Genomic DNA, 26,967 nt, shown 5'->3' with positions numbered 1-26,967 from the left:
CATGTGACCACCATTATCGAATCGACTGGGGGCAGGGGCGAAGTTCGGCCTCTTCGAGCGGGATCACGACCTCTCCTCGACCCGCGTCCGCGATACGATTTCCCGAAGGATCGCAGACAGCCCCCCAATGGGAAGGATAGGTGATCCGCCAAAGATCGGTGGATGGATGGTCCAAGTGGTAATCAAGGGTAACGGCATTCTTTCCCCATTGGATTGAAAGCACGGCGCTCCGATAGCTCCACTCCTTCAGTGGAAGGCTGGGACGGATATGGATCCCTTCGGCCAGCGGTTGAATTCCGACGAGATCGTCCAGCGCCATGAGTGGGCCGCTGTGAACATTCATGTTGGCCGCGGGAAAATCCGCCATGGAGGTGGCGATGTGCACGAATGTTTCACCCGGACGTTCGGCATAGGACGCATTGTAACTGTCCGGTCCGGTCCAGATCCCATACCAGATATTCGGGTAGGTGATCTCGTGCTGATGGAGCGAGCCTTCAAGGAATGATTTCCAAGCTCGAAGCGGGTCGATTGATGTGTACGCCAGGGCGAGGAGGCCGTTCAGCGCGGCCCACGTGCCACCGTTGACGTCCCACCCCGGTTTGAGCAGCTCACCGGCGACTTCGGCGGGTGGGAATACGTTCCGGGCGCCGAGAGGCTCATCGCGATCGAGCTGTTCGTCCAGAGCCTGAGTGAGCGTCGCGCGTTGAACTTCATCGCCTAGCCCCGCCCACAAGGCAAACAGGTTGCTCTCGAGGAAAATCCGATCCGCCCCAAGGACACTTCCATCGCCAAAGCTTCCGCGGACATACCAACGCCCGCTCCACGCGGATCGGGCTGCCGTGCGCATGGATTCGAGCCAGCTTTGGGCAACGATGGCCACCACCGGATTCCACTGGCCCACAAGTTCGATGGACCTGGGAAGCACGGCGAGCGCCATGGCTGTGTTGAAAAACGATTCTCCTTTCGCGCGGGTCAGGATGGGATCTTTGCTGAACAGAATGATGCCATCCGACCAATCGCCGGTTCCCACCCGGATCCATCCGTTGGGCCCGGTTTGCGTGACGTTCATGAGATGGCTGAACGCGAGCTCGATACGGTGGCGCACGGTGGACTCTCCCTTATCCGCGAACGGGACAATCTCGTCCAGGAATCCGAAATCGCGCGTTTCCAGAACGTACCGCGCGAGGCCCCAGAGGAGAAAGATATCGAGATCGGTGCTCTCGTCGCGAATTCCCGCGTCCGTCAGGTTTCCGAAACCGAACGAGCCGTAGGTGATGTGGCCGTCCGATTGGGTGAAGCGCATCGCCACGCGCAGATTGCCGCGGGCGAGATCCGGTCGCGTGGGGATCAGGGCCAGGGCATGAAGCACGTAGTCCCGCACGGCGCCGCTGAGTCCCTGGAGGTAGAGATAGGCCGAGCCCTGATCGACGAAGGTTTCGTGGAACGCGCCATCGTAGGCCGCTGAAGCTGCAATCTGGCCGCTGTGCCACTGTATCTCCCGTGTCAGCCACGATGGGACTTCGGGTCCCCGAAACTCGACGATATCTCTCGGGCCGCGTGGTCCTTTCGAGGGAGCGGGCTCCGTGCCGCCCGCAGGGGTGACCTCCAGGCGAAAGCGGAGAGTGAGCGGTCTTGAACCTGATGGGGTCGGTACGTTCAGAGAGATGACCAGCGGCGGTTTCAGTTCAAAGGATTCGATGTCGGCATCGAGCGAACGAAGGGTAAGCTGCCTTGGGTAGGATCCAAAATCGGCAGGCGGTTTGGTGGCCTCGGACTCCAAGGCATCGATATCCACACGAACCTCGCGGCGGTCCACCTGCCTCGTGTTGAACCGGTATCGGTTGTTCCACCGGAGTCGCGAATCCTCTACGGATCGGGTGATGCTCCCGCCGATCAGCAGCGCGGCGAGGAGCGGCTGCGGTGTCAGATCCCAGACATCGGTCCACGTGCCCTGCCGGTTGGGCGTTTGTTCGATTCGAACTTCTTTCTCGGCCGCCAACTCGACTCCGGCTGGGAAGTGGAGCGATTGCGTGACGTGGAGGCCGTCGGAATTCGACTCAAACGACACGGAGCGGTGGGTGAAGACGGCGGCGCCGGGCTTCGGTTCGGCGTCCCGCCGTGCGATGCGAGCTCCTGTCGAGTCGGTCCATGTCCCCCAGCCTGAGCCGGGCCGGCCCCGATCCGGATTCGGGTGGCCCAGCCACATGGGGCCGCCCGTCCTAAGGAAGAAACCAACCCGGCCGCGTGTGTCGGCGAAAGCCGACCATGCGTCGTTACCGAACAGTTGAAGAGGCACGGAAGCCTCTCCTTGGGTTGTAATCTGGGGGCTGACCACGGGTCCTACGTAATGGAAACGCGGTTCGCCACCCGCCTCGAACCATTGGCCGTACACGGTTCCATCGGGATTCTTCTCGGCCCTGGAGGCACAGTGCGCCATGGAGATGCACGTGGCGACGGCAGCAGCGCGGAGGAAAAATCTCCGTGGACGGCGCTTGCGACCGGAGGGGGGCAGAGAAGGCACGGCGGTATCCTACAGGATGTCGACTCGGTTTTCAGGAGACGCGCATTTCCGACCTCCGGGGTTTCTTGACAACGGGAGTGCTTTCCGGTTTCCTATAGGAATGACCGCTTCGGAGGGGTAGGCGCATGGCAAGAACCGCAAGCAAGAAGTCCAAGGCCGGCAAGAAATCCGGATCGCGGTCCCGGAAGCGGAGAGTCTCAAGAAAGACGGCGTCGGCGGTTCCCTCCGGACTCCAAGCCGGCCAGCCGGCTCCCGATTTTCGCCTGGCGAGCGACAACGGCCATGAAATCGGCCTCTCCGACCTCAAAGGAAGAAAGGTCGTTCTTTATTTTTATCCGAAGGACAATACTCCCGGCTGTACCATTGAGGCGTGCTCCTTCCGGGACGGACACGCCGAATTGGAAAAGCGGGGTGCCGTGGTGGTAGGGATGAGTGCCGATTCCGTGGACACGCACCGAAACTTCAAGCAGAAATATCATTTGAATTTCTCTCTCCTCAGCGATCCCGAGAAGAAAGTCCTCGAGGCCTACGGCGTGTGGAAGGAAAAGTCGCTCTACGGCCGGACGTTCATGGGCATTGTCCGATCCACCTTCATCATTGATCGGAACGGCACTATCGCGAAGATCTTCCCGCAGGTGAAAGTTCACGGCCACTTCGAGGAAGTGCTGGCCTCCCTGTAGCGGATCCTGTGGCGTTTCGTTCTCTCAGGCTGGAGCAGGACAAGGGTGTCGCAGAAGTCATCCTGACGGGTCCCGGGAAAGGAAACGCGATGGGCCCCGACTTCTGGAAGGAGCTGCCACAAGTCTTCGAGGAATTCGATCGCGATCCGGCCGTCCGGGTGGTGATCGTGCGAGGGGACGGCGGCCACTTCAGCTACGGATTGGACTTGAAAGCGATGATGGGGGAATTGGGGGCGCATTTTGCCGGGGACAATCTGGCGGCCTCGCGGACGCGATTCCTGGACCTCATCCTGGAGATGCAGAGATCCGTCAGCCGCGTAGCCGAGTGCCGGAAGCCTGTGATTGCGGCGGTGAGCGGCTGGTGCGTGGGGGGCGGTCTTGATCTGATTGCGGCCTGCGATGTCCGGCTGTGTTCGTCGGATGCCAAGTTCAGTCTCCGGGAAGCCCGGATGGCGATGGTGGCGGATATCGGAAGCCTTCAGCGACTTCCACGGATCATCGGAGAGGGGAACACCAGGGAACTCGCGTTGACGGCCAAGGACATCGATGCGAGCCGCGCGAGTGGGATGGGCCTGGTGAGTGAAGTGTTCGAGACGCCCGAGAAGCTGCTCGAGGGCGCGCGCGAGATGGCCGGTGGGATCGCCGCCAATCCGCCGCTGGTGGTTCAGGGGGTCAAGCGCGTGATGAACGAGTGCGCTGGAAAGTCCGTCGAGGAAGGTTTGCGCTACGTGGCCGTCTGGAACGCGGCTTTCCTGCAATCGCAGGATTTCGGGGAGGCCGTGGCTGCTTTCATGGAACGGCGCCCGCCACTGTTCAAGGGCGAATAGCCGTCCTTTCACCATCCATCCAATTCGAAGGAGGAATTCCCATGTCGAATATCTTCAGAGAGCAACTATTCAAGAACAAAGTCGTCCTGATCACAGGAGGCGGAAGTGGGATCGGCCTTCGGATTGCCGAGCGGTTTGCGGAGCAAGGGGCGAAGGTCGCCCTGGTGGGACGGAGGCAGGAGCGTTTGGACCAGGCGTGCGCGGCGATCAAGGCGAGAAAGGGGACAGCGATGGGAGCGGCGGCGGACGTCCGCCAGTACCCCGCCATGGAGGAATCCATCAAGAAGGTTCGTGATGCATTCGGCGAGATAGATGCCGTTGTCTGTGGCGCCGCCGGAAACTTTCCCGCGCCCGCGCTGGGGATTTCCTCCAATGGGTTCAAGACGGTGGTGGACATCGACCTGCTGGGCACGTTCAATACGTGTCGGGCCGTGTTCGAGCACCTGCGCAAACCGGGCGCGTCCGTGGTCGCCATTTCCGCCACCCACGCTTTCATGCCGGTTCCCCTCCAGGCCCATGTTTGTGCCGCCAAGGCCGGAATCGACCTCACGATCAAGGTTCTGGCCCTCGAATGGGGTCCGGCCGGAGTTCGGCTCAACTGTGTTTCGCCTGGACCTGTCGACGACACGGAAGGAATGAAGCGGCTGACGCCCACGGAGGAATCCAAGCAGAAGTTGGCGGCGAGCATTCCGCTGAGGCGCTATGCCACCAAAGACGAAATTGCCGATCTGGCCCTCTTCCTCTCGTCCGAGGCGGCGGCGTATATCACCGGCGCCGTTCTCGTGTGCGATGGGGGCCAGAGCCTGGTCGGATCGGGCTCGTTTGCGGCCCTGATGGGGGGGTGATGACTTTGGCGCACCACCCTCCGCTCCGCTTCGGGTACGGCGAATGGAACGGCTATGGGATCATGGCGCAGCGCGTCAATTTCAGCTTGACAGGGCGGCCGGCATTTTTTACTATGATAGAAGACTCTCTACTATGGTAGAAACTCAAATATCGGGAGGGAAGTCCAAAGCCTTGAAGGGGGAATACCCATGAGCACCGAAACCAGCGCCGCGCCGGGCCCATTCGGCGACCTGCTTCCGTCGCTTTTCGATTTCGCGGAACCCCATCGAACGGTGGAGAAGATGTTCCGGGAGTATTGTCAGAAGGAGATCGAGCCGCACAACGCGGAGATGGACGACGGGAAGATCCTTCCGTTCGAACTCATCCGGAAACTGGCGAACACCTTCGGCATTCCGGAGATGGTGAAAGCCGGCTTCGAGAAAAAGCTGAAAGAGAAGAACGGAAAGATGGATTCCGCGTTCGGCGGCGGCGACCCTTACATCGGGGCCATCTTCGGCAAGGAGCTCTCCCGCGTGAATCCCGGTTTCACGATGACGTTGGGGGCGTCGATCGGTCTGTGCGGCGGATCCATCATGGCGAAGGGAACGCCGGAGCAGAAACGAAAGTACGGCCTGCCGGTCATGACCTTCGAAAAGATTGGATGCTGGGGGATGACGGAGCCGGATTCGGGATCGGACGCCTACGCCCTCAAGACCAGCGCGGTGCCGGATGGCGATCACTACATCCTCAACGGATCCAAGACCTTCATCACAAACGCGCCCTACGCGGACATCTTTGTGATCTACGCGAAGATGGACCGCGGCAAGGAGATGAAGAAGGACAAACGGCTGATCTTTCCGTTCGTGATGGAAAAAGACATCGCGGGCCTTACGGTGAGCAAGCCCATGCACAAAATGGGGATGAAAGCCTCGCCGACGGGCGATGTTTTTCTGGATAACGTGCGGGTGCCCAAGGATCAACTCCTGGGAGGGGAAGAAACGTCCGCCCGCGAACAGTCGAAGGACGTCTTCGCAGGCGAACGGGAAGGGACGCCCACGATGGCCCTCGGGATCATCGAGCGGTGTCTCGAGGACAGCATCAAATACGCGATCAACCGGAAGCAGTGGGGAAAACCCATTATCGAATTCCAGCTCATCCAGGAAAAGATCGCGAAGATGTACGTGCACTACGAAAATGTGAAGAATCTCCTCTTCAAGCAAATCTGGCTCAAGATGAACAAGAGGAAGGGTTGGAAGGAAGCCTGCGCCGCAAAGTACTATGCCAGTGCCGCCTGCGTGGAGGTGGCGATGGAGGCGGTGCAGCTCATGGGAGGCAACGGATACATGAGGGAGTATCACGTGGAACTGCTGGCGCGCGATGCGAAGCTCCTCCAGATCGGCGGAGGGACGAGCGAAATCCAGCTCCTGAACGTGGTGAAGGACCTGGCTCGCGAGTACGGGTACGAGGTGACCATCGACGGCTCGGCGCCTCGTAAAGAGGACGCCTGATCCGGACCGGACGGGCCTGAGAGAAGGCAAAGTTGGAGACGCTACTCGTTTCGCAGGCGGACGGCGTTCGTACCCTCACGATCAACCGTCCGGAAAAACGAAACTCCATCTCCCCGCAGGTCATCAAGGATCTCCACCTGGCGTTTCGGGAGGCCGACCAGGATCAGGCCACGATTGTCGTCGTCCTGACCGGAGCGGGCGACAAGGCCTTCTGCGCGGGGGCCGACCTCATGGGCGGGGGCGCCCAGGCGGAGGACACGGGTCCTTTGGCGCGCTTCGAGGGCAGCCGGCAGTTCGCGGACCTCTTCCGCGTGATGGCCGGACTGGGGAAACCGATTGTGGGGCGTGTCAATGGTCACGCCCTGGCCGGCGGCCTCGGACTCATGCTGGGATGCGATCTGATCATCGCGGCCGATACGGCGGAGTTTGGAACCCCGGAGATCAATATCGGCCTGTTTCCTTACGTGATCATGGCAACGATTGCCCGGAACGTTCCTCGAAAAGCCTGCCTCGAGTTGCTGTTGACGGGCGACCGCATCAACGCCCAGGAAGCCCACCGCATCGGGCTGATCAATCGGGTCGTTCCAAAAGCGGAATTGGACCAGGCGGTGAACGAACTCACCGGGAAATTGAAGAGCAAAAGTCCGGCGATCCTCCGGCTTGGCCGCCGCGCGTTCTACACAATGAGCGAAATGCATCTTTCCGAGGCGCTCGAGTATCTGAATGGTGTGCTCACCGTGAATGGACTGACGGAAGACATGATCGAAGGCGTCATGGCGTTTTTCCAGAAACGTCCACCGCAGTGGAAAGGGCGGTAGCCCCGACTTCCGTTTCTCCGGCCGCTCAAAGCGCCCCGTCTCCATCTTCGACGAACATTTTCCGGCTGGCCGTTGTCCTTGCGTTCCTATGCTCTTGCGAGGATGTCTCACCCCGATCCAATCGATACGTTACGGACGGTCCATGGCTCCGCGATCGGGACGACCGCGTCATTCTTCTGAGGGGAATCAATCTCAGCGACGAGCATAAGAGGCCGGATTCGTCCGGATCGTTCTTCCCCTCATGGCTTTCGCCTGCAACCTTCCGGGAAATCTCTGGCTGGGGCATGAATTCCGTTCGGCTGCTCATCGTCTGGGAGGCGGTGGAACCCCGCCGCGGCGAATACGACACGGCCTACCTCGATCGACTGGAGCAGCTCATCGACTGGGCGGACCAGGCCGGGTTGTACGTCATCGTCGACATGCACCAGGATGTGTATGCCCGACGGTTCGGCGGCGACGGCGCGCCGGAATGGGCGATCCTGGACGAGGGTCTGGCGTATTCGCCTTCCTCCGAATGGTATCTGAACTATGCCCAACCGGCGGTGCAGCGTGCCTTCGACAACTTCTGGAGGAACACGGAGGGAATTCAGGATCGGTACCGGGAAGCCTGGCGCGGGGTTGTCCAACGGGCCAAACATCATTCCAACGTGATCGGATACGACCTCATGAATGAACCGTTCCCGGGATCCTTGTTTCTCGATCTTTCAAGATTCGACCGGCAATTCTTTCAGCCGTTCACGGCCGCTCTGGCCGAAGCGATTCACGCGGAGGACCCCGAAGGAATCGTCTTCTTTGAGCCGAACGCGATGCGGACGAACGTGCTGGGTGCCGACGGTTTCCCCACGGCGATGGAACCGCCGGGAGGCCCCGGATTCATGTTCGCCCCGCATTTCTATGATCCTGTCGTCACGGCGAAGACGGCCTACGACGGTGACACGGCCCGCTTGCGGCGCGGCGTCGCGGCGCTGGTCACCGAATCGAATCGGCTGGGTGTGCCGCTGTGGGTCGGAGAGTGGAGCGGTGTGTGGACGGCGGACTATGAAACGGCGCGTGGGGGAGAATTCCTGGAGCAGATGCTCGCGCTGTTCGATGAATATAAGGCCGGGTGGTCGATTTGGAACTACTCGAGCATTCCCGAGGACTTCATTTCGCTACGTGACGGCACCGCTGGGGCTTGGGCACGGCGGATGATCGAAAGGCCGTACCCGGCGGCATCGGCTGGACCGATCGTCCACCTGTCGTACGATTCGCCATCTCGACGGTTTGACATGAAAGTTGAGGATGACGGTGGGGGCGAGACGGTGGTGCGTGTTCCGGCTTCGTGGTCGCCGATCGTCGACGCAGGTGGAAAAAGCTTCGATTGGAGCTCGGACTCGGCGCGGATCTCCATCCGCTCAAGAAAGGGAGACAGGGTGAGCCTGTCGATTGTCAATGAGTCCGCGCGATAGGGCGCCGGGCAGGGAACCTTCCATCCGCCGGCCTTGCAGAGATTGAGGGACTAGGCGATCCTCCACCTAGAGGCTGAATGTCATTCGATTCGACCGACTCGAAGAACATCATTCTGAACCACTTGACGTCGCTTGGGGTGAAGAGAAGGCTCCCCATCAAGCAACCGTCCTGGGACCCTGCTCACGCACGCGAGCTTGGAGTGAAGGCATCGAAGGCCCTCGGCCGTCGGGTCACCCCCAATCTGGCGATCCTCGATTCCGCGACGGGCCGTTGCCACGTTTTCGAATGGGCATTGAAATGGCGGACCGGGAAAGAAGCGGCCGAGGAAGTTCGGGCCATGCTGGAGAATGGGGGTGCCGGCCGCGAGGTGCACCTCTACTTCACCATGCCGGCCAAGAAGGATTTTTCGGCCACCCAGGGACAGATCGAAGCTGTGTGGACGCTGACGACTCTTCCCGGAGTGCAGTGGCTGGCGCTGGACTGGCCCGATCAGGTGAAGGCGATCCGCCCCGAACTGGTTCGGCTCATGGTCGGAACCGCCGAACACATGCCGGAGATCAACTTGGACGCGGTCCTTGATGCGGAAGAGGAAGCAGTTTCCGAGTCGCCCCATGAGGACGAAGCGGCGGCCCGACCGAAATCATGGCGGGACCTCGCGAAGCGCCCGCTGTTCTGGGTCCTCGTCCTCGCGTTCCTGATGCAGCTTCTACGCCTGCTCCGGTAGATCTTCAGGCTTTCGAGAGGAAGTTTTCCGCGCGGCCAGCCGCAGCCGTGAACCCCGCGATTCGATCTTCAGTAGAAAGTGACATACAGTCAGTTGTGATGAACGTCACAATTCTATTCGCCGGCTCAAGTGTCTCACTTGACGCCAGAATGAGAATCCAATAGATTACAAGCATGTCAAGGGGTGTGGGCGATTCCACAAGGCAGGCGATGACTCCCAAGAGACGGTTTGGTTGGTCTTTCCTTCTTGTCATTTCACTCCTGAGTTCTTCGTGCTACCGGAAGGTAGAACACATTCCTGGGAATCGTGTTCCCGGGGATTCCGTGCCGGTGGATGTGTCGCTTCCCCTATCGCCCGAAGTTGCCGCGGCGCTGAGCGGAATCTCGGAAGCGGATGATCTTGTGGCGGATGTCTATGTCAACGGAGCCTTGGTCGCTGAGGGTGTCCGCGGGGGCGTTCGTGGAGGCGTGCGGGGTCAATCCGAGTCCGGAATCAGGGGCGGAGTTCGCGGCGGCGTTAGAGGAGGCGTCCGGGGCGCCTTCAGGCGGCAGGAAGGAGGCGAAGGCGGCGCGGCGCCGGAAGCAGTTGAGGAAGATCCCAATGAAATCGTTTTCAACTACGAAACTTCCTTTTTCCTTCCCGACGACGCCGTGTTTGACGGCGAGAACGGCATCAAGACGGTCGTTCGTCCGGAAAGCATTCCCGATCTTCCGCTCATCGAAACGGAAGTGGGCGTGGAGATGTCCGTGCCTGAAGAGGACTTGCCGTCCGAGGAGGCGCCCGCCGCCGGGCAGGCGCTACGCAGGCTCACGGGCAATCTCGGAAACGCCGGAGGGATCGGCCTTTCCGGCGGTGGTTCCGGCTCGGCGGAGAGCGCGTCCGGCAGCACAAGCGCTGCTTTTGAGGGATCGGGGCAGTCAGGGTCGGTCTCCGACGGCGGCTCAGGATCAGTGGGCCAGGCCTTATGCCTCGGACCTCCCACGGCTCCCGGAAGTGCACCACCCCCAAGGGACTCCACCTGCGGGAATAGCGTCTGTGAGAGTTCAGCCAAGAATCCTCCCGAGAACAAGAGTTGTTGCCCTCAAGATTGCTACACGTGCGGCAATCGGGTCTGCGAAAGCGGAATAACCCCCCCCGAAACGGTTCAATCCTGTCCCCAGGACTGCACGTGCGGAAACAACAAGTGCGAGACGACAAAGGGAGAAAACAGCACCGTCTGTCCCGCCGACTGCTTCACGTGCGGCGATGGCGTCTGCGACAGCGGCAAGACTCCACCGGAAAAATCCAACAATTGCCCCTTTGATTGCCCGAAATCCACGGTCGACGCCACTAGGGTCTTGAGCTCGAAGGCGACGAAGGCCACAGCCGAAAAGGCCGCCATTTCCGTCAAGCCCAAGGCGATCGCCAAGCACGAGGTCGTGTTGCCCGACCGGGATGGCGACGGGATGGCGACGCTCACGGAAGTGGCCGTACAACTGAGAACCGCCAAACTCGAGAACAAGAAGGTCGCACTCGGGGAAGCGGCCTCGGTTGCCGGGAATCCCGAGGGAAAACCATCGCAAGAGCAGGTCCGGGTTACCTACGAATCAATGCAGAAAGATTTGTTTACACAAACCATACGTGACCTCCGGAAGGCAGGGGTGGACCCGTCCACCACGAAGATCGACGAGATCTCTACGAAAGTACCTCACGCCTACTCACCGGAAACCACGGTTGCCGCGGAGTGTCAATCCGTTTCCGGAACCGGACTGTGCGTTATGAGCGCCTCTCCAGCCTCTTTTTCATTCAAGTGCGTCCGGCCGGGAGAGACCGTGCAAGGTGAGACCGAAACCGTTGTCATTCCGAATTGCACCTACACGTGCGCCCTGGACAGCGCAACTCCGGCCGCATGCCCGAATCCCTTTGCCCTTGCGCTGGAGCCATCGCAGTACGGCCGGCGCACGTTGGTTGTCGCAGCCATATCGCCTGCCGGATTGGCCGACCGCTCTCCGGCACGGTACGAGTTCTTCAGCAATATGGGCGACGCAACACCGCCGATGCCGAAGATATTTCGTTCGGTACCACCCGAAAGGATCACATACACGAGCACCGACAGCTTCGGGACGAGTTCGACCTATGACATATACACCAATGTGACAACATTTGTGGCGGCATTCTCGGCTATGGATCCTGGTGCTCCCGACGGGCTTGACCTCTTTTTCTATTGTTCCTTGGATGATGGCCAAGCTACCTTGTGCGGCACTTCTTCGATCCAGAACGGTGTAGCACTGGCCCAGAAATCCTACAGTGGTCTAAGCGAGGGAAGGCATTCTCTGGTGGTGCAAGCTCAGGATATCGCGGGCAACAGGAGCTCCTGGCGCGTCTTCAAGAGCGGCACGCAACCACTTGATTCCAATTCGGTGGCATTCAGCCAATTCAATATTAATACGATCGGTTGGGTCGTAGACCTAACGCCTCCGCCCGCGGATTACTTCACAATTATATACGGCCCGGCGAACGTATTCAGCTATTCCAATTCCTCCTCGGCCACGCTTAGGTTTGACACCTCAGTAAGATGGATGGTGGCCGAGTTCGATACCTACGAATGCGAGTTGGATGGAGGAGGATTCTCGCCCTGCACAACCTACATACCCCAAGAATACCAGACGCTCGGCTCGTCGCCTCTTTATGCCGGCCTGTCGGAAGGGCAGCACACTTTCAAGGTGAGAATAAGGGACCTTGCTGGAAACGTGGGCCCACCGCGAACCTATACGTGGAAAGTGGACCTTACGGTGCCCGACACGAGTGTCAATTCCGGTCCCCTAGCCCTCACGAACTCGAATTCGGTGTCGTTCATTTTTGCCTCCTCAGATGCGCAGACTGATAGCCTATTCTGTGGGAACTACAACCCTGGCTTTGAGTGCGAGATCGACGGGCAAGGCTATTCACGCTGCACGAACCACACCGAGACGTATAGATCGGGTACTATTTATCCTGATTACTGCTCCCAAAACTACCGCGATCTCGCGGAAGGTTCGCATACCTTGAAGGTTAGAGCCAAAGACCTTGCGGATAACCTGGACCCGACTCCAGCCGTATATGTCTGGACTGTAGATCGGACCCCGCCGGGAATCAGCGTCACCTCGAAACCGCCGGACCCCAGTACCGTCGCAAGCGCCTCTTTTGGATTTACTTCCCTGGATCCTGCGGCCTCATTTGAGTGTGAGCTGGACGTCGGCGGATTCTCCTCGTGCGTCTCGTCCAAATCCTACACTTCGCTTGCGAATGGTTCACACACATTCAAAGTCCGCGCGAGGGACGGCGCCGGCAACGTGTCCACCCCGACGGCCTACACATGGGTAATCGACACGACCATACCCACCGCCCCGGACGGGACGAAAATCACAGTCAATCAGAATGTGCCGGGGACGAACGACACGGTGTCGGGGAACGCGGCGACCGTGGGGAACGCGGCGACCGTTAAGATCTGGGCGGACGGCCTTCTCACATCACTCATCATCTCCGGCACGGCCGCGGCCGACGGAAGTTTCACCGCGCTCTCGATTGGGAATAATCTCTACGGAACGGTCTACATCACCCAGACAAATGCGTCTGGGACGCAGAGTGGAGCCACCACCAAGACGAACGATATCGGCGCGCCCTCCGTCGGTGCGGTCACACCCGCCAATGCCGCCACCGCCACGCACGTGGACGGCACGTTCGACCTCTCGGCGACCGGCACGGATGCGGGCACCATTTCCAGTTGCCAGTACTGCAAGTCGACGGACGGGACGTGCGACACCGAATGGACGGCAGCCACATTCTCCGTTGGAACATGCTCGACGACGGGAACCACGTGTGCGGATGGCGCGAGCCTCACGCTGAATATTCGTATTACCGATTCCGCGGGCAACACAGGGACAGGCGCCGGAGTTTCCCGAACGTGCGATGCAGCCGTGCCGACCGGCGGCTCCGTGAGCATCACGGACGGGTACTATACCGCGGCGAGCGTGTCGGTCACATTTGCCAACGGCACGGACGCCGGCTCGGCGATCGCCCAGCGTCTCCTACAACGCAAATCGGCGACGCTTGCAGGAGGCGTGTGTGGGGCATACGGCGCATTCTCGACGATTGCCACCGACCCCGGCGCGTCGCCACAGAACGATACCGGCGTCGCCGACGGCAATTGCTATCAGTACCAGTACGTTGTGACGGACAACGTGGGCAACTCCGTACCTTATTCCTCAGCCAATACCGCCAAGGTTGAAACGACTCTCCCGACCGGTGGAACGGTCAACGACGGCACGGGGGCGGACATTGCCATTCAAACCTCCGCCACGGTCATGGACGCGAATTGGAGCGGATTCAACGACTCCAACAGCGGGATCGCCGGCTACGACTACAATATCAGCACGGCAACGAGCTGCACGGGGAACACGGTGGCCACGGCCAACATAGGCAACGTCACGTCCAAGAACTCGACGGGCTTGAGCCTCACAAACAGCGTAACCTACTACAACTGCGTTCGAGCGGTCGATAATGCGGGAAACGTGGGAGCTTGGGTTGCATCCAACGGCGTGACCATCAACACCGACACGACTCCTCCCACATTTGGCGGGCTCACCTCCGCGACGTCGACATCCGCCACCAACGTAAACCTTTCATGGGCGGCGGCGACGGACAACGTCAGCGCGAGCGGCGCGATCGTGTACCAGATCTGTCGGAACGCCACGGCGGGGACGTGTCAAACAAGTTTCAGCCCGACGTTCACGACCTCGGCGGGAGCTACAACCTACGGCGACGGATCACTCACCCAGGGATCAAAAGTCTACTACGTCGTCCGCGCCAAAGACGAAGCGCTGAACGTTGACACCAACACCGTCGAAAAATCCGCCCTCACTTGGTCCACCACCGGCTTCGCTCATGCTGTTTCCGCCGGGTATTCTCATACTTGCGTTCTGGCCTCGGACGGAACCGTCAAGTGTTGGGGGCGTAACCTTGAAGGTGCGCTGGGGGACGGGACAACGGGTAATAAGACAACGCCGGTAGCCGTCTCCACGCTCACGAGCGCCGCTGCACTTGGTGGTGGGCTGTATCACACATGCGTGCTCCTCGCAGATGGAACGGTGAGATGCTGGGGATTCAACCCCGATGGCAGACTCGGGGATGGGACGACGGTGGATAAGTCGACACCCGTAGCTGTTTCCAGTCTCACCGGCGTCGTGGCGGTCAATGGAACATATCACACCTGTGCTGTGGGCTCGGATGGAACGGTCAAATGCTGGGGTTCCAATAGTGAAGGGGTTCTTGGCGACGGGACCTCGACCCAGAGGACAACGCCTGTGGCCGTTTCCACGCTCACCGGAGCGGTCGCGATCAGCGCAGGATACGCTCACACCTGTGCGTTGATTTCAGACGGAACCGTGCAGTGTTGGGGGAAGAATAATACCGGCCAGCTCGGCGACGGCACAACCGTGGGCAAATCGATCCCCGTGGCCGTTTCTTCGCTCACCGGTGTGGTCGTGGTCGCGGGGGGGGGCGAGCCAGGGGTTGGGGGTCACACCTGCGCTCTCCTCTCGGACGGCACGCTCAAGTGCTGGGGGTACAACGCCTCGGGCCAACTCGGAGACGGAACGACTGCAAACAAGACAACCCCTGTGGCCGTTTCCTCCCTCACAAACTCCGTGGCCGTCATTGTAGGAGGCAACGATACGTGCGGTCTCCTCTCGGACGGCACGCTCAAATGCTGGGGGTACAACGCCTCGGGCCAACTCGGGGACGGAACGACCACAAACAAGACGAACCCGGTGACCGTTTCTTCGCTCAGCGATTTGGTGGCAGCCACAGGAGGGAACGACCACACCTGCGCGCTCGCCTCCAACGGGACAGTCAAATGCTGGGGATTGAATAGTAGCGGACAGCTTGGAGACGGGACGACCGCAAGCAAGACCACTCCTGTTTCGGTCTCCATGCCCGCCGGCCCAATGGGCGTCAAGCTCCCCCGCCTCCACGAAGGCACCGCCTCCGGCGCCCCCGCCCGCCCCTTCCGCGAAGGTATTTTTGCGGGTGGGTTTCATACCTGCGCTGTGATTTCGGATGGAACGGCAAGATGTTGGGGAAACAACAGCAAGGGCGAACTTGGAGATGGATCAACGGTTACCCGAATCACGCCCACCGCAGTCTCGACGCTCAGTGGCGTAGTCACGATTACGGGAGGCTACGAATTCAGTTGTGCGTTGCGGTCGGACGGGACGGCACGATGCTGGGGCGATAACGCCGCCAAGCAGATCGGAGACGCAACAACTGTAAATCGATCCATCCCCACGGCTGTTTCGTCCCTCAGTAGCGCCATAACCATGACCTTGGGCATGAGTCACGCGTGTGCCCTCCTTTCGGCCGGAACGGTCAAGTGCTGGGGCTGGAACTTGAACGGCCAACTGGGCGATGGGTCCACGATCGACAAGGCCCCTCCTACGACGGTGACAAGCTTGAGCGACGCAGTCGCGATCAACGCCAGTTCCTACCACACGTGCGCCCTCCTTTCGGATGGCTCCGGAAAATGCTGGGGCAAGAACAGCTATGGTCAGGTCGGCGACGGCACCACGCTTCAGCGCCTCACCCCCGTAACCGTATCCTCGCTTACGAACGCCGTGGCGATTACGGCGGGCGGCAACGGCCACGCCTGCGCACTCATCACGGACGGCTCTATGAGATGTTGGGGAGACAACAGTTCCGGCCAACTGGGCGACGGAACAACGACCAACCGTTCCCTTCCTATCGTTGTGACATCCCTGACGGGCGCCGTGGCGGCATCCGGCGGGAGCAGCCACGTTTGTGCTCTTCTTTCCGACGGCACGGCCAAATGCTGGGGATATAATGGTTTCGGAACGATTGGCGATGGGACAACCCTGAACCGCTTGACTCCCGTCTCGGTCACGTCTTTGTCGAGTGCCGTATCGATGGCCGGAGGAAACTCTCACACCTGCGCCCTTCTAACCGACGGCACGGCCAAATGCTGGGGAAACAATAACAGCGGCGTCCTCGGTGACGGCACCACCACCTACCGCCTCACCCCCGTTCCGGTGATCAATTTGCCTTGAGATCGACTCTTCGGTAGCCGCACCCTTTACGGGTGCGGCTTCGGACGCAGGCTAAAGCCTGCGCCTACCCGGGAACTACGGAACTCTCGGTAGCCGCACCCTCCGCGTAGTCGGCGACAGCATCCTGCCGTCGCGCCATTTCTCCGGGTACGGCCCGTCCTGGGCCGCACCCTCCGTGGCTGGCTCCCGTCGGCACCTTGCCCTCGCGCCTCTCCTAGCGTAGTATCATCTCATGCCCAAGAAAGGGAATGGTCTCGATCTGGCGAACGACTATCTTCGGCAGATTCTCGATCTGACCGGCAAACAAGTCGAGAAGCTGGACTCGGTGGCCCGGGAGCTTGCGGGCGTCAAGCAGGAAGTTGCGGGCGTCAAGCAGGAAGTTGCTTCGGTCAAGCAGGAAGTTGCGGGCGTCAAGCAGGAAGTTGCGGGCGTCAAACGAGAGCTGGTCATCATGAAGGCACAACAGGAGGAACATTCCGCCATCCTTCGAAAGCTTGCAACCTTCATCGCGGAAGATCGGGAAAAGCAGAACCGGGAAATCCAAGAGATCAAGCGCCGCGTTGAGCTTCTGGAACAGAAAGCGGCCTGAGGAGTGCGACCTCGGGCTCACTCACCCGTTTGACAAAAATCTCTCCACGCGGCCCGGCGTGAGGGGGAGGAACTTTCCTCGGCCGCGCGCGATGAGGCGACCCTCGGAATCGGTGATCTCGCCCTCCGCCGTGTGGGTCTTGTCCTTCTCCCCCGTGTAGCGGCCTCTGACCAAATAGGTTCCTTCCAGTTTCATGGCGGAAAGGAACTGAACCTCCATGGCCACCGTGGCTACGAGGGCATCGATCTTCACGGCCGCAGCAGAGGTGATGACCTCGTCCAGTACCGAGGCGATGATCCCACCATGGACGACGGCCGTGAAACCCCGGTGTTGCGGTTTCGGGGTGAACTCGGCGATGAGGCCGTCGCTGTCGTGATACGGCTTGAGTCCGAGGCCGGCTGGGTTCTCCGTGCCGCAGCCGAAGCAGCCCTTGGTGATATGAACGTACCGGCGCTCCCCCTCGGATCCCTTTTCCATCAGGCCACGATACGGCGCTTGACCCCTTGGGTCAAATTGTTTCGGAGGCTTGACAGGTCAACGACGAAGTAGTAAGTGGTACTTCCAACATGCTGCAAGAGGAGCGGCTCAAGATGAGCGAGATCGCCCGACGGGCCGCCGTCGCGCCGAGCACCATCAAATTCTACATGCAGCAGGGGCTGCTCCCGAAGCCCGTCAAGACAAGCCGGAACATGGCCTACTACGAGCGCAGCACGGTGGAGCGCGTGAAGCTCATCAAGGAACTTCAGGGGAAGGCCTTCCTGCCTCTTCACGTCGTGCGCAGGATCATGAAGAACACGCCTGACCTCAACGACATTCGCGCGTATTTCCATATTTTCCGGGGACCGGTGGCGGGCACCCGTTTCGAACCGGTGGAGGAGCAGAAACTCCTTGAGGAGGGACACCTTTCTTCGGAGGAGATCAAACGTCTTGCGCGGATCGGCGTGGTGGAGCCGGAGGCGCGGGATGGGAAGCGTTACTACGATGCCGACGACGCGGCGATCGTGCGGTTGCTGGTGAAAATGCGGAAGGCGGGCTTCAATCCGGAGCGAGGCTTCAAAGTGGAACAACTGCGCATGTACAAGGAAGCGCTCGAACCTCTGGCGCGGAGGGAGGTCGAGTTGGCCGTGCGGGGAGTCGTGGGCAAGATGAAGGTGGAGGATCTGATCGCCGTGGCGGGGGAGATCATGAGCAGCGCCAACGAACTCATCGGCGTCATGCATCGGAAGATCGTGCGGAAGATGTTGCGGTCGATCCGGAAGGAAATGGAGAAGATGGGTCAGGAGAACGCGAAGGAGGAACGACATGGCCGGTAGGGGCAAGCGCGCGCGGAAGGCCGCCGTGGCGGGCGTCGGCATGAGCGCGATCGCCAAACATTTCAAGCGGCCCTACAAGAACGAAATCGAAGCCGTGGTGTTCGAGGCCCTGGACGACGCGGGGCTCAAGCTGACCGACGTGGATGGCATGGTGTTTACCCCGCCCGGCATCGCCGGGCTCAGCCACGCCATGCACGCCCATCACATGGGCCACTTCTTCGGCCGGCCGCTCAAAGTGGAGACGATGATCGAGAATGGCGGGGCGACGGCGGCCCAAGCGTTCCGTCACGCGATCTACGAGGTGAGGGCGGGACGCTGCGAGGTGTGCGTGGCCTGCGCCATCGATATCCGGATGGAACCCTCGATGGACGGCAGCATGGATATGGCCCAGTTCCTGATGTCGACGGTCACCTCGCTTTTTTCCGTGTACGGACCCTACGACGGATTGTATGGCTTGGGGGCGCCCATCCCGTACTATGCGATGTCCGCCCAGAGGGACATGCACGAAACGGGCGTCACCCGCGAGCAGCTTAACTGGGTACCGGCGCTGCTGCGCGAGAATGCGATTCGTATCCCCAAGGCGATGTTTCATGACCCGGTGAAACCCGAGGACGTGCCGGCATCCCCCATGATCTGCCCGCCGCTGACCCTCCTTGATTGCTCAGCGTTCGCTTCCGGAGCGGCGGCCGCCGTGGTGGTAGCCCCCCACGTGGCGCAAAGGTTGAAGAAGAGACCCGTCTGGGTTGTGGGCATGGGCGAGTGGCACGATCCTTCATCGTTCTTCTCCACCACGAAGCCCATTTCGACTTTTGAAAGCATCCGGCGGGCGGGCCGCGAAGCGTTCGAGCAGTCGAGAGTGAAACCCAAGGACATGGACGTGGCCGAAATATACGGCGTGTTCTCTGCTACGGAATTGATTATTCTTGAGGATATGGGATTTTTCCCGCGAGGCAAGGCGTGGAAGGCATTTGCCGACGGTTCGATCGGGCCGGACGGGAAGGGAGTGTGGGTGGACCCCTCGGGGTCGCGCCTTTCACTCGGTCATCCCGCCGCAGCCACCCCGATGATGGAGGTCTGGGGTGCGACCAAGGCCTTGCGCGGCGAATTGCAAACGACGAGAAAGGATATGGACCTAGCCCTCGTTCACGCAGAACATGGGATGCTGAACGGCTCATCGGTTTTTATTCTGGAAGGAGGGCGGTAGACGTGGACAACCCTCGCGACATCATCGCCAATTTGGGAAAGCTGGGACTCGATCACTACGGGGACGAGGCGACTCACACGTTCTTCGACCATCTCAGAGCACGGGAATTCAAATCCACGCGCTGCAAGAAGTGCGCTGCTCTTCACTATCCTCCGCGCAATTTCTGCCCGGCGTGCGGCCATCGCGAGACGGAATGGGTGGATCTTCCCAGGAAGGCCAAACTTTACGCCTTTTCACAGCAGGATCGGGCCTTGCGGTTCATGAAACCGGACGTCCTGGGTCTAGTGGAGATTGAGGGACTGGGCCACATCCTCTCAAAGGTCGACGCGCCGATCGAAAGTCTCTCCATCGGGCAGGATCTTGAACTCGATTTCATCGAGATCGAGGGCGGAATCGTCCTGCACCAATTCAAACCGACCCGGACCGCCTGATGCTCAACTGGGTGCCGGGCCTCCTAGCTGAAATGGCGAAAAGGCGGCCGAATCAGGAGGCCATCAGCGTCCTGGGGAAGTGGAGCGTCACCTTCCGCGAAATGGAAATCGATTCTAGTCATCTGGCGAATGTTCTGATTCAGCGGGGACTTCGGAAATCGGATCGAGTGGGAGTCTGTTTCACCAATCCCGAGGCGCCGTGGCACGGGGTGAGTTACTTTGGAGTGCAGAAAGCGGGAGGAGTGGTCGTGCCCCTGAATGCCCGGCTGACCCCGCGGGAAATGAACGAGTTGGTCGAACACAGCGGGGCCCGATTCATTTTGGCAGGCGAGTCGGCGCGGGAGGTCCTGCGACCCTTCGGCGAGAGGGTTCTCTATCTGGAAGCGATCCGCAAGGACTTTGGCGCCGCATCCGCGGATCAGCCGCGGGTGAGTGTGGCCGAAACGGATCCCGCCGAACTGATCTACACATCGGGAACGACCGGTACTCCCAAAGGTGTTTTGGCGTCGCATGCGAACATCGTGGGGAAAGTGAGCCCGGCCTTCGAGATGCTTTATGGAGGGAGAACGTTCCTGAATCCGCTTCCCATCCATACCTTCGCGGGGGCAGCCTACCTCGTGTTCTGCGTAAGGGCCGGCATGCACAATATCGTGATGGAGAAGTTTGATCCGCACACCTACGTCGACCAACTGGAGAAGGGTGGTGTGACGACCTGTTATGCCGTATCGCCCATGTGGCTGAAAATCCTCAAGGAGGTGCCGGACCTGGACCGGCGGGATTTCTCACACATGTTTTCGGTCAGCTTTGGCGCCGCGGCCATGCCACCCTGGGCGGTCACGCGAATCGGCGAACTGTTCCCCAATGCGATGATTTTCAACATCTACGGGCTGACCGAGGCGGGCGGCGCCGCATGCATGCTTCTTCCGGGCGACCACCGCGTGAAGCCCAACTCCGTGGGGAAGCCGGTGGGCGAGTGCGAGGTGCGTATCGTCGATGACTCCGGTCGCGACCGGCCGCCGGGACAACCGGGCGAAATCCTGATGCGGATGCCGGGGGTCAAGACACGGGAGTATTTCAAGGATCGCGAGGCCACCTCGCGCGTGTGGGATGGCGAGGGATGGACGCACACGGGGGACGTAGGCTACTTGGATGCGGACGGCTACCTGTTTCTGGTGGATCGAATCAAAGACATCATCATCCAAGGCGGCAATAACGTGTCGACGATGGAAGTGGAAGGTATTCTGTTGGAACATCCCTCCGTTCGCGAGGCGGCCGTCATCGGTCTGGCCCACGATACACTGGGCGAAATGGTCACGGCTTTTGTGGCGGTCAAGGGCGGGAAGCCCGTGTCCGAGGATGAACTCCGATCTCATCTGAAGGACCGACTGGCTGCCTACAAGTTGCCGAAAAGGGTTGTCTTCGTTTCCGAGCTTCCCCGCAATCCGATGGGGAAGGTGCTGAAGAAGGAGCTGAGACAACGATATCAGGGGTTCGAGAAATCCATGGGAGGTTCATCATGATTCGTTCCGGACTGTTTTATCTGTTCGAAACACTCGGTCAGATTTCCGTGAACAAGGCCTACCGGCTGGCGGTGGATGAGGCGGTCTACGGCGAGCAGCTGGGATTCGATGCGATCTGTCCCGCCGAACATCATTTCGGCGAGCACTACGGCATCATGCCGCAAGTTGAACTGTACCTATCGTGGGTGGCCGCCCGCACACAAAAGATCCTCCTGTGGCCGATGGTTATCGTCGCTCCCCTGGCCGACCCGATCCGGCTGGCGGAGAACGTGGCCATGCTCGACCAGTATTCCGAGGGCCGGATGGTCTTCTCCGTGGGTTCCGGATATCGCGGCTACGAATTCACGGGCTGGGGGCGCGACATCAAGAACAACGCGAAGATGATGCGGGAGGCGATCGACGTGTGCGTTCAGGCGTGGACCCAGGAGAAGGTGGATTTCGAGGGTGAGTTCTTCAAGATCCACGATCTCCACATCTGTCCGCAGACTTTCCAGAAGCCGCATCCTCCGGTCTACGTCACCACCACCCGGGACGAACAGATCGTTTGGGCGGCGGAGCGAGGCTACGGAATTGTGCCGGGAGCCGGGTTCACTCCGTATGAGATCAGTCACTGCTACGACATCCATGCGGACGTCGCCAAGAAGGCGGGGCGCAACGGATCGCTCACGACGAAGCCCTTCTTCAAATGGATCTACGTGGATGAAGACGACAAGCGGGCGAAGGCGGTCGCCCAGGACTATTTCATCAAGACCGTGATGGCGTTCGCCCACGGAGGCGACTACCTGTTCAAGACCATCAGCAAGAAAATCCAGGACACGTGGCCTTCGGACAAACCGTTGGACCAGTACGGCATGGAGGACATGGACTTCGACAAAATGACGGATATTTCCCGGACGCCGCTGGCGTACGGTGATCCGAAGCGGGTCATCGACATGCTCAAGCCGTGCGTGGAGACCGGGGTTAATTTCTTTATCGGCGGGTTCAACATGGGCGTCATGCCTTCCGAGCAGGTCAAGAGATCCATGAAACTCTATGCCGAGAAGGTGATGCCGTATCTGTGACGCAAGGAGCCGGGTGTAAGGCGAAAGAAGGAGGTTGAACCGCAATGAATTTCACTCAGTCGGATGAGCAGAAGATGGTGGTTGAGTCGGCTGCGAGATTTGGCGCGAGTCTGCGCGCCCGACTTAGGGAGACGGAAAAAAGCGGAGTCAGCCCGGATCTCGTGCGCCAGTACGAGGGTTTGGGGTTTCTTGGGCTTGCGTGGCCGGAGAAGCTGGGTGGTTCCCACATGGGATGGTTGACCAAGATGATGGCCCTTGAAGAAATTGCGTGGGGGGATGCCGCGGCTGGGCTGGCTCTGGATCGGGTTTCGTGGATCTGTGCCTCCGCTCTGGACTTGGGTGAGCCGGCAGAGCGAATCCTTGCCCGCGCTTCGAAACAGGGAGATGGTTTTGTACCTTCCACGTATGTGGACCTCGATGAGCGGCTGAACCTGGGGCAAGAAACGGTTTCAGGTGTCATTCCATATCTTCCCGCAAACCGTTGCGATGCGCTCTTCCTCATCCAGGGTGATCGGCTTGTCCTGCTGGCGACGGGCGTCAAGTTGGAACCCACCGTTCCCGGGGCCTTGGACGCCCTCGGCTCTTCGCGGGCGGAGATCCAGGGACGTGCGGAATGGGTGATGAATCTTCAGCCGGCCGCTTCACTGAAGCTGGTCGGACTGTGGCGGTTGCACGTCGCGGCCATGCTGCTCGGACTATCCCGGGCGGCCTACGAGTACGCCCGTCAGTATTGCCTTGATCGCATCGCGTTCGGAAAGAAAGTGGCGCACCACCAGGCCGTAGCGTTCACGCTGTCGGACATGGCCATTGCCGTAGAAGGTGCGAGACTCTTGGTCCATGAGGCGGCATTGAATGTGGACCGGGGTGCCGATTCGACCTTCGAGTTGCACTCGGCCTACCTCCAGGCCGCCGAGTGCGCGCTGTTCGTGTCGAACTACGCCGTTCAGTTCCTGGCCAGCGCGGGGTACGTGCGGGACCATCCGGTCGAGAAATGGATGCGGGAGGCGCGGGCGCTCACGCTTCTGCTTGGCGGAATCGACGGGGCGCAGGCCGACGCGGACCGGGCTCTCGCTCTCCAGATTCAGGCGGCATGATTATGCAATCGCTGGAGATTCCCCCCAAACTTCAGAACTTCGTCGAAATGACCCGCTGGCTCGGGAAGGAGCATCTTCGTCCGCTGGGAATCGCGGCGGATCGTCAGGGGCATCCGCATCCACCCGACCACCCGTTCTACAAGATGATCGCGGAAATGGGCTTCATGGCTAGGCGGCTCGACGAGGAAACGCCTGTTGACGATCGCTCGAAGGAAGGAAAAGAGCGCTGGGCCATCCGGACCGCCGTATTGAGCGCGGAGGAGGGCTCGTTTTGGGATCGAGGGATGGCGGTTTCGCTGCCGGGTCCGGGCCTTGGAGGACCTCCGATTCTGCAGATCGGGACGCCCGAGCAGAAGGAACGGTTTCTGGGAATCTTTCGCGACAAGTCGAAGCCCCGCTGGGGGGCGTTCGGCATGACCGAGCCGGGGGCCGGCTCCGATGTGGCCCGAATCGCCACGCGATGCGAGAAGAAGGGCGAGGGTTGGGTTCTGAACGGCGAGAAGTCTTTTTGCTCGAACTCGCCGCGGGCCGACTGGGTGGTCGTCTATGCGACCGTGGATCGAACTCAGGGCCGTGCGGGACATCGGGCGTTTGTGTTGGAGAAGGGGACGCCCGGTTTCAGCACGCCGAAATTGGAGAAGAAGATGGGGCTGGTGTCGTATGAGACGGCCACTTTCTCGCTCTCCGACTGCCGGATCCCGGGGGAGAACCTCCTGGGAGGCGAGGCGGCCTACCAAGGAAATGCAGGATTCGTCTCGGCCATGAAGTCGTTCGATATGTCCCGGCCCATCATCGCCGCCATGGCCGTAGGCATCGGGCGAGCGGCCTACGAGTACGCGCGAGATTTTGTGAAACAGAACTACATGACCGGAAGGCCGATTCCACGTTACCACCGCGTGTTGGACCGGTTGGCGACGATGAAACGCAGAATTGAAGTGGCCAAGCTCATGTGCTGGAAGGCGGCTTGGATGGCGGATCTGCGGGAGCCCAACACGCTCATGGCCTCGATGGCCAAGGCCTATTCGGCGCCCGTGTGTCTTGAGGCCTGCACGTTCGCTCTGGAAATCGTTGGCGAAGCCGGCGTTTCGAAGGACTATCTGGCGGAAAAGCTTTTCCGCGATGCCAAGGCCATGGATATCGTGGAAGGGACGGGACAGATCCAGCGGATCGTCATCGCGCGGCGGCTGGTGGACTATCCCAAAGCCGAACAAGGCGGCTGACGAGGATTTCAGATTTGAGATTTGAGATCTGAAATGCCGAAGCTCCGGGTCAACGGCGTTGAAATTCACTATCGGGAGCGTGGGAGCGGTTCGCCGATTTTGTTCGGCCATTCTCTGACCCTGGACGGTTCCATGTACGATGAGGCCACCACCCGGCTGTCGAAACAATTCCGGACGATCCAGGTGGATTTCCGCGGCCATGGCGAATCGGAAAAGGTGGATGCAGACTATTCGCTCGAAGACATCACGGTTGACCTCTCCACGCTGATCACCCGTCTGGGATTGAAGTCCGTTCACTATGTCGGCCTTTCCATGGGAGGCATGGTGGGCATGCGGCTGGCCCTCGCGCATCCGGGGCTGATTCGGGCGCTCGTCTTGCTGGATACCTCCGCAGAAGCGGAAGAGAAACGGGAGGAGTTCGAGCAGTGGGCCGAAATGACGAAGGACATGGAGCCGAACGAACAGCAAGTCCAAGCGGTGCTTCACTTGATGGTTTCGCCGGAATTCGGCTCGAAGCCGTCCCCGATTCTGGAAACACTGAAGTCAAGACTTCTGTCGAATCATGTGCGTGGCGTCTATCGAGCTTCGCTGGCCGTCATTCGACGAACCGACATCCTTTCGCAGCTCGGCCGAATTCGGAAGCCCGCTCTCGTCATGGTAGGCGATCGGGACATTGCCACTCCCCCACGCCATGCCGAGGCGATCCATCGTGCCATTCCGGGCTCGGAGATGGTGCAAGTGCCGGGGTCCGGCCACCTGTCCATCCTGGAACAGCCCGCGATCGTCCTCCCCAAGATCGAGGCGTTTCTCGATAAGAACCGAAAAGAATTGAATCATGGAATCATGTAGCGATGCGATCATGTGGTCGTGGAATCATCAAGCGGTTGCAACATCGGGGAATTCTTGATTCAAATGACCACATGAATCCATGAATCCATGATGACATTGCGAATTGGAGGATTGTTCCATGCCTGATTTGCCCAAGAAAGCGAAAGCGGCCGTCCTGGCGAAACCCGGGCAGCCGATTGAAATCCGCGAATTCCCCCTCACGCCTCCGGGACGGGATTTCCTGCTCGTGAAAATTCGTCGTGGGAACATTTGCGGTTCCGATCTGCACATGTTTCGCGGGGACGCTTTCGGAGGTATGGACCTTCCGTTCAGTTTCGTCATGGGCCACGAGATGATGGGTGAAGTTGCGGCCATGGGCGAGGGACGGGAGCGCGATTTTCGGGGAGAGAGTCTGAAGGTTGGCGATCCGGTCACGTTTACGTATTTCCGCGGTTGTGGGACCTGCACGGTGTGTGCCCGGGGACAGGAGCACGCGTGTGTGTACAGCCTGATCTCCGTCGTGTCGGATTGTTCTGAAGCACCGCATTTCTTCGGCGGCTTCGGCGAGTACTACTACGTTCGGCCGGGGCAGAAAGTCTTCAAGGTTCCCGATGGCACTCCGGACTACCTGGTGGCCGGTTGCAATTGCGCTCTCGCACAGGTCATCCACGGGCTGACCGCCGTCCGTGTCGGCTACGGCGATCAGGTCGTGATTCAGGGGGCGGGCGGACTCGGCCTTTTCGCCACCGCCGTGGCGAAGCGCATGGGAGCCGGGAAGGTGATCGTGATCGACGGCGTCAAAGTCCGTCTCGATCTGGCCAAGGAATTCGGTGCGGATGAAGTGGTGGACATGCAGGAGGTTCCCGAAGCGAAACTGAGGACGTCCATGGTCAAGGGCCTCACGAACGGCGGCCCTGATGTCTGTGTGGAGGTCGTGGGCCGACCGGAGGCGGTGAACGAAGGGATCCGCATGCTCCAACGAGGGGGGCGGTACCTGATCATGGGAAGCATTTCGCCGCGACTCACGTTCAAGGCCGATCCTTCCATCTGGGTGGGCGAAAACCTTACGCTGTACGGCGTCTCACTCTACGACCCCATGGCGCTCTACCATGCCCTGGAGTTTGTGCGGAAGGAGAAAGACCGCCTGCCCATGAAGAAGATGTTTGCCCAGACCTTCCCCTTGGAAAAGATCAATGATGCGATGGCCGCGGCCGATGCGCTGACGAACCAGAAGACCAACGCTCTTCGAATTCAACTGACCATGGGGGGCAACTGA

General features: G+C 60.2%; 20 protein-coding genes. 18 read left to right on the top strand and 2 right to left on the bottom strand.

Going from position 1 to position 26,967, the window contains the following annotated elements; genetic code table 11:
• Window positions 1–13: 13 nt before the first annotated feature.
• Window positions 14–2,521, bottom strand: a complete 2,508-nt coding sequence (locus tag HYT87_08580) for a hypothetical protein (GenBank protein MBI2059811.1) — start codon at window positions 2,519–2,521, stop codon at window positions 14–16.
• A gap of 125 nt (window positions 2,522–2,646) precedes the next feature.
• Here HYT87_08580 and bcp point away from each other — a divergent pair, with 125 nt between their 5' ends.
• From bcp to HYT87_08535, 9 genes are all read left to right on the top strand, one after another.
• Window positions 2,647–3,201, top strand: a complete 555-nt coding sequence (gene bcp / locus HYT87_08575) for a thioredoxin-dependent thiol peroxidase (protein ID MBI2059810.1) — start codon at window positions 2,647–2,649, stop codon at window positions 3,199–3,201.
• A gap of 8 nt (window positions 3,202–3,209) precedes the next feature.
• On the top strand, window positions 3,210–4,028 hold the full coding sequence (locus HYT87_08570; protein MBI2059809.1) for a crotonase/enoyl-CoA hydratase family protein: 819 nt from the start codon (window positions 3,210–3,212) through the stop codon (window positions 4,026–4,028).
• A gap of 41 nt (window positions 4,029–4,069) precedes the next feature.
• Window positions 4,070–4,873, top strand: a complete 804-nt coding sequence (locus HYT87_08565; protein MBI2059808.1) for an SDR family oxidoreductase — start codon at window positions 4,070–4,072, stop codon at window positions 4,871–4,873.
• A gap of 189 nt (window positions 4,874–5,062) precedes the next feature.
• Window positions 5,063–6,361, top strand: a complete 1,299-nt coding sequence (locus HYT87_08560) for an acyl-CoA dehydrogenase family protein (protein ID MBI2059807.1) — start codon at window positions 5,063–5,065, stop codon at window positions 6,359–6,361.
• A gap of 32 nt (window positions 6,362–6,393) precedes the next feature.
• Entirely contained in the window at window positions 6,394–7,179 is a 786-nt protein-coding gene (locus HYT87_08555) for an enoyl-CoA hydratase/isomerase family protein (GenBank protein MBI2059806.1), read from the top strand.
• A 284-nt stretch (window positions 7,180–7,463) separates the two neighbouring features.
• Window positions 7,464–8,627 carry a cellulase family glycosylhydrolase gene (locus HYT87_08550; GenBank protein ID MBI2059805.1) on the top strand — a complete coding sequence of 388 codons (1,164 nt, stop codon included), beginning with the start codon at window positions 7,464–7,466 and terminating at the stop codon, window positions 8,625–8,627.
• Between the two features lie 77 nt (window positions 8,628–8,704).
• Window positions 8,705–9,352, top strand: a complete 648-nt coding sequence (locus tag HYT87_08545; protein MBI2059804.1) for a hypothetical protein — start codon at window positions 8,705–8,707, stop codon at window positions 9,350–9,352.
• A 173-nt stretch (window positions 9,353–9,525) separates the two neighbouring features.
• Window positions 9,526–16,431, top strand: coding sequence for a hypothetical protein (locus HYT87_08540; protein ID MBI2059803.1), 6,906 nt, complete (start codon window positions 9,526–9,528; stop codon window positions 16,429–16,431).
• 232 nt (window positions 16,432–16,663) lie between these two features.
• Complete coding sequence (locus tag HYT87_08535) at window positions 16,664–17,020, top strand: hypothetical protein (GenBank protein MBI2059802.1); 357 nt, start codon at window positions 16,664–16,666, stop codon at window positions 17,018–17,020.
• A gap of 21 nt (window positions 17,021–17,041) precedes the next feature.
• On the opposite strand, the gene HYT87_08530 is transcribed toward HYT87_08535, so the two are convergent.
• Window positions 17,042–17,497, bottom strand: coding sequence for a PaaI family thioesterase (locus HYT87_08530; protein ID MBI2059801.1), 456 nt, complete (start codon window positions 17,495–17,497; stop codon window positions 17,042–17,044).
• 89 nt (window positions 17,498–17,586) lie between these two features.
• Here HYT87_08530 and HYT87_08525 point away from each other — a divergent pair, with 89 nt between their 5' ends.
• From HYT87_08525 to HYT87_08485, 9 genes are all read left to right on the top strand, one after another.
• Window positions 17,587–18,333, top strand: coding sequence for a MerR family transcriptional regulator (locus HYT87_08525; protein MBI2059800.1), 747 nt, complete (start codon window positions 17,587–17,589; stop codon window positions 18,331–18,333).
• Window positions 18,323–19,537, top strand: coding sequence for a thiolase family protein (locus tag HYT87_08520; protein ID MBI2059799.1), 1,215 nt, complete (start codon window positions 18,323–18,325; stop codon window positions 19,535–19,537). Before HYT87_08525 ends, HYT87_08520 begins: the two co-directional genes overlap by 11 nt.
• 2 nt (window positions 19,538–19,539) lie before the next feature.
• Window positions 19,540–19,968: an OB-fold domain-containing protein gene (locus HYT87_08515; GenBank protein MBI2059798.1), complete on the top strand. Its 429-nt coding sequence runs from the start codon at window positions 19,540–19,542 to the stop codon at window positions 19,966–19,968.
• A gap of 32 nt (window positions 19,969–20,000) precedes the next feature.
• On the top strand, window positions 20,001–21,488 hold the full coding sequence (locus HYT87_08510; GenBank protein ID MBI2059797.1) for an acyl--CoA ligase: 1,488 nt from the start codon (window positions 20,001–20,003) through the stop codon (window positions 21,486–21,488).
• Window positions 21,485–22,549 carry an LLM class flavin-dependent oxidoreductase gene (locus HYT87_08505; protein ID MBI2059796.1) on the top strand — a complete coding sequence of 355 codons (1,065 nt, stop codon included), beginning with the start codon at window positions 21,485–21,487 and terminating at the stop codon, window positions 22,547–22,549. The genes HYT87_08510 and HYT87_08505 overlap by 4 nt, the downstream gene beginning before the upstream one ends.
• 44 nt (window positions 22,550–22,593) lie before the next feature.
• Window positions 22,594–23,643, top strand: coding sequence for an acyl-CoA dehydrogenase family protein (locus tag HYT87_08500; GenBank protein ID MBI2059795.1), 1,050 nt, complete (start codon window positions 22,594–22,596; stop codon window positions 23,641–23,643).
• A gap of 2 nt (window positions 23,644–23,645) precedes the next feature.
• Window positions 23,646–24,863 carry an acyl-CoA/acyl-ACP dehydrogenase gene (locus HYT87_08495; GenBank protein ID MBI2059794.1) on the top strand — a complete coding sequence of 406 codons (1,218 nt, stop codon included), beginning with the start codon at window positions 23,646–23,648 and terminating at the stop codon, window positions 24,861–24,863.
• 33 nt (window positions 24,864–24,896) lie between these two features.
• The gene (locus HYT87_08490; protein ID MBI2059793.1) at window positions 24,897–25,712 is read left to right on the top strand and encodes an alpha/beta fold hydrolase; all 816 of its coding nucleotides are present in this window, start codon (window positions 24,897–24,899) and stop codon (window positions 25,710–25,712) included.
• 118 nt (window positions 25,713–25,830) lie between these two features.
• Complete coding sequence (locus tag HYT87_08485; GenBank protein ID MBI2059792.1) at window positions 25,831–26,967, top strand: zinc-binding dehydrogenase; 1,137 nt, start codon at window positions 25,831–25,833, stop codon at window positions 26,965–26,967.

The organism is Nitrospirota bacterium (genome assembly GCA_016180645.1).
In the GTDB taxonomy this organism is placed as follows: domain Bacteria; phylum JACPQY01; class JACPQY01; order JACPQY01; family JACPQY01; genus JACPAV01.
The sequence above is the reverse complement of the archived record's forward strand: the minus strand, read 5'-3'. Positions and strand labels throughout refer to the sequence as shown.

What these genes read in the sequence shown, in the direction of transcription:
- HYT87_08510 (MBI2059797.1), top strand. Translation starts at nt 20,001, where the DNA reads ATGGCGAAAAGGCGGCCGAATCAGGAGGCCATCAGCGTCCTGGGGAAG.
- HYT87_08495 (MBI2059794.1), top strand. Translation starts at nt 23,646, where the DNA reads ATGCAATCGCTGGAGATTCCCCCCAAACTTCAGAACTTCGTCGAAATG.
- HYT87_08535 (MBI2059802.1), top strand. Translation starts at nt 16,664, where the DNA reads ATGCCCAAGAAAGGGAATGGTCTCGATCTGGCGAACGACTATCTTCGG.
- HYT87_08540 (MBI2059803.1), top strand. Translation starts at nt 9,526, where the DNA reads ATGTCAAGGGGTGTGGGCGATTCCACAAGGCAGGCGATGACTCCCAAG.
- HYT87_08490 (MBI2059793.1), top strand. Translation starts at nt 24,897, where the DNA reads ATGCCGAAGCTCCGGGTCAACGGCGTTGAAATTCACTATCGGGAGCGT.
- HYT87_08560 (MBI2059807.1), top strand. Translation starts at nt 5,063, where the DNA reads ATGAGCACCGAAACCAGCGCCGCGCCGGGCCCATTCGGCGACCTGCTT.
- HYT87_08485 (MBI2059792.1), top strand. Translation starts at nt 25,831, where the DNA reads ATGCCTGATTTGCCCAAGAAAGCGAAAGCGGCCGTCCTGGCGAAACCC.
- HYT87_08530 (MBI2059801.1), bottom strand. Translation starts at nt 17,497, where the DNA reads ATGGAAAAGGGATCCGAGGGGGAGCGCCGGTACGTTCATATCACCAAG.
- HYT87_08520 (MBI2059799.1), top strand. Translation starts at nt 18,323, where the DNA reads ATGGCCGGTAGGGGCAAGCGCGCGCGGAAGGCCGCCGTGGCGGGCGTC.
- bcp (MBI2059810.1), top strand. Translation starts at nt 2,647, where the DNA reads ATGGCAAGAACCGCAAGCAAGAAGTCCAAGGCCGGCAAGAAATCCGGA.
- HYT87_08545 (MBI2059804.1), top strand. Translation starts at nt 8,705, where the DNA reads ATGTCATTCGATTCGACCGACTCGAAGAACATCATTCTGAACCACTTG.
- HYT87_08565 (MBI2059808.1), top strand. Translation starts at nt 4,070, where the DNA reads ATGTCGAATATCTTCAGAGAGCAACTATTCAAGAACAAAGTCGTCCTG.
- HYT87_08505 (MBI2059796.1), top strand. Translation starts at nt 21,485, where the DNA reads ATGATTCGTTCCGGACTGTTTTATCTGTTCGAAACACTCGGTCAGATT.
- HYT87_08525 (MBI2059800.1), top strand. Translation starts at nt 17,587, where the DNA reads ATGCTGCAAGAGGAGCGGCTCAAGATGAGCGAGATCGCCCGACGGGCC.
- HYT87_08550 (MBI2059805.1), top strand. Translation starts at nt 7,464, where the DNA reads ATGAATTCCGTTCGGCTGCTCATCGTCTGGGAGGCGGTGGAACCCCGC.
- HYT87_08500 (MBI2059795.1), top strand. Translation starts at nt 22,594, where the DNA reads ATGAATTTCACTCAGTCGGATGAGCAGAAGATGGTGGTTGAGTCGGCT.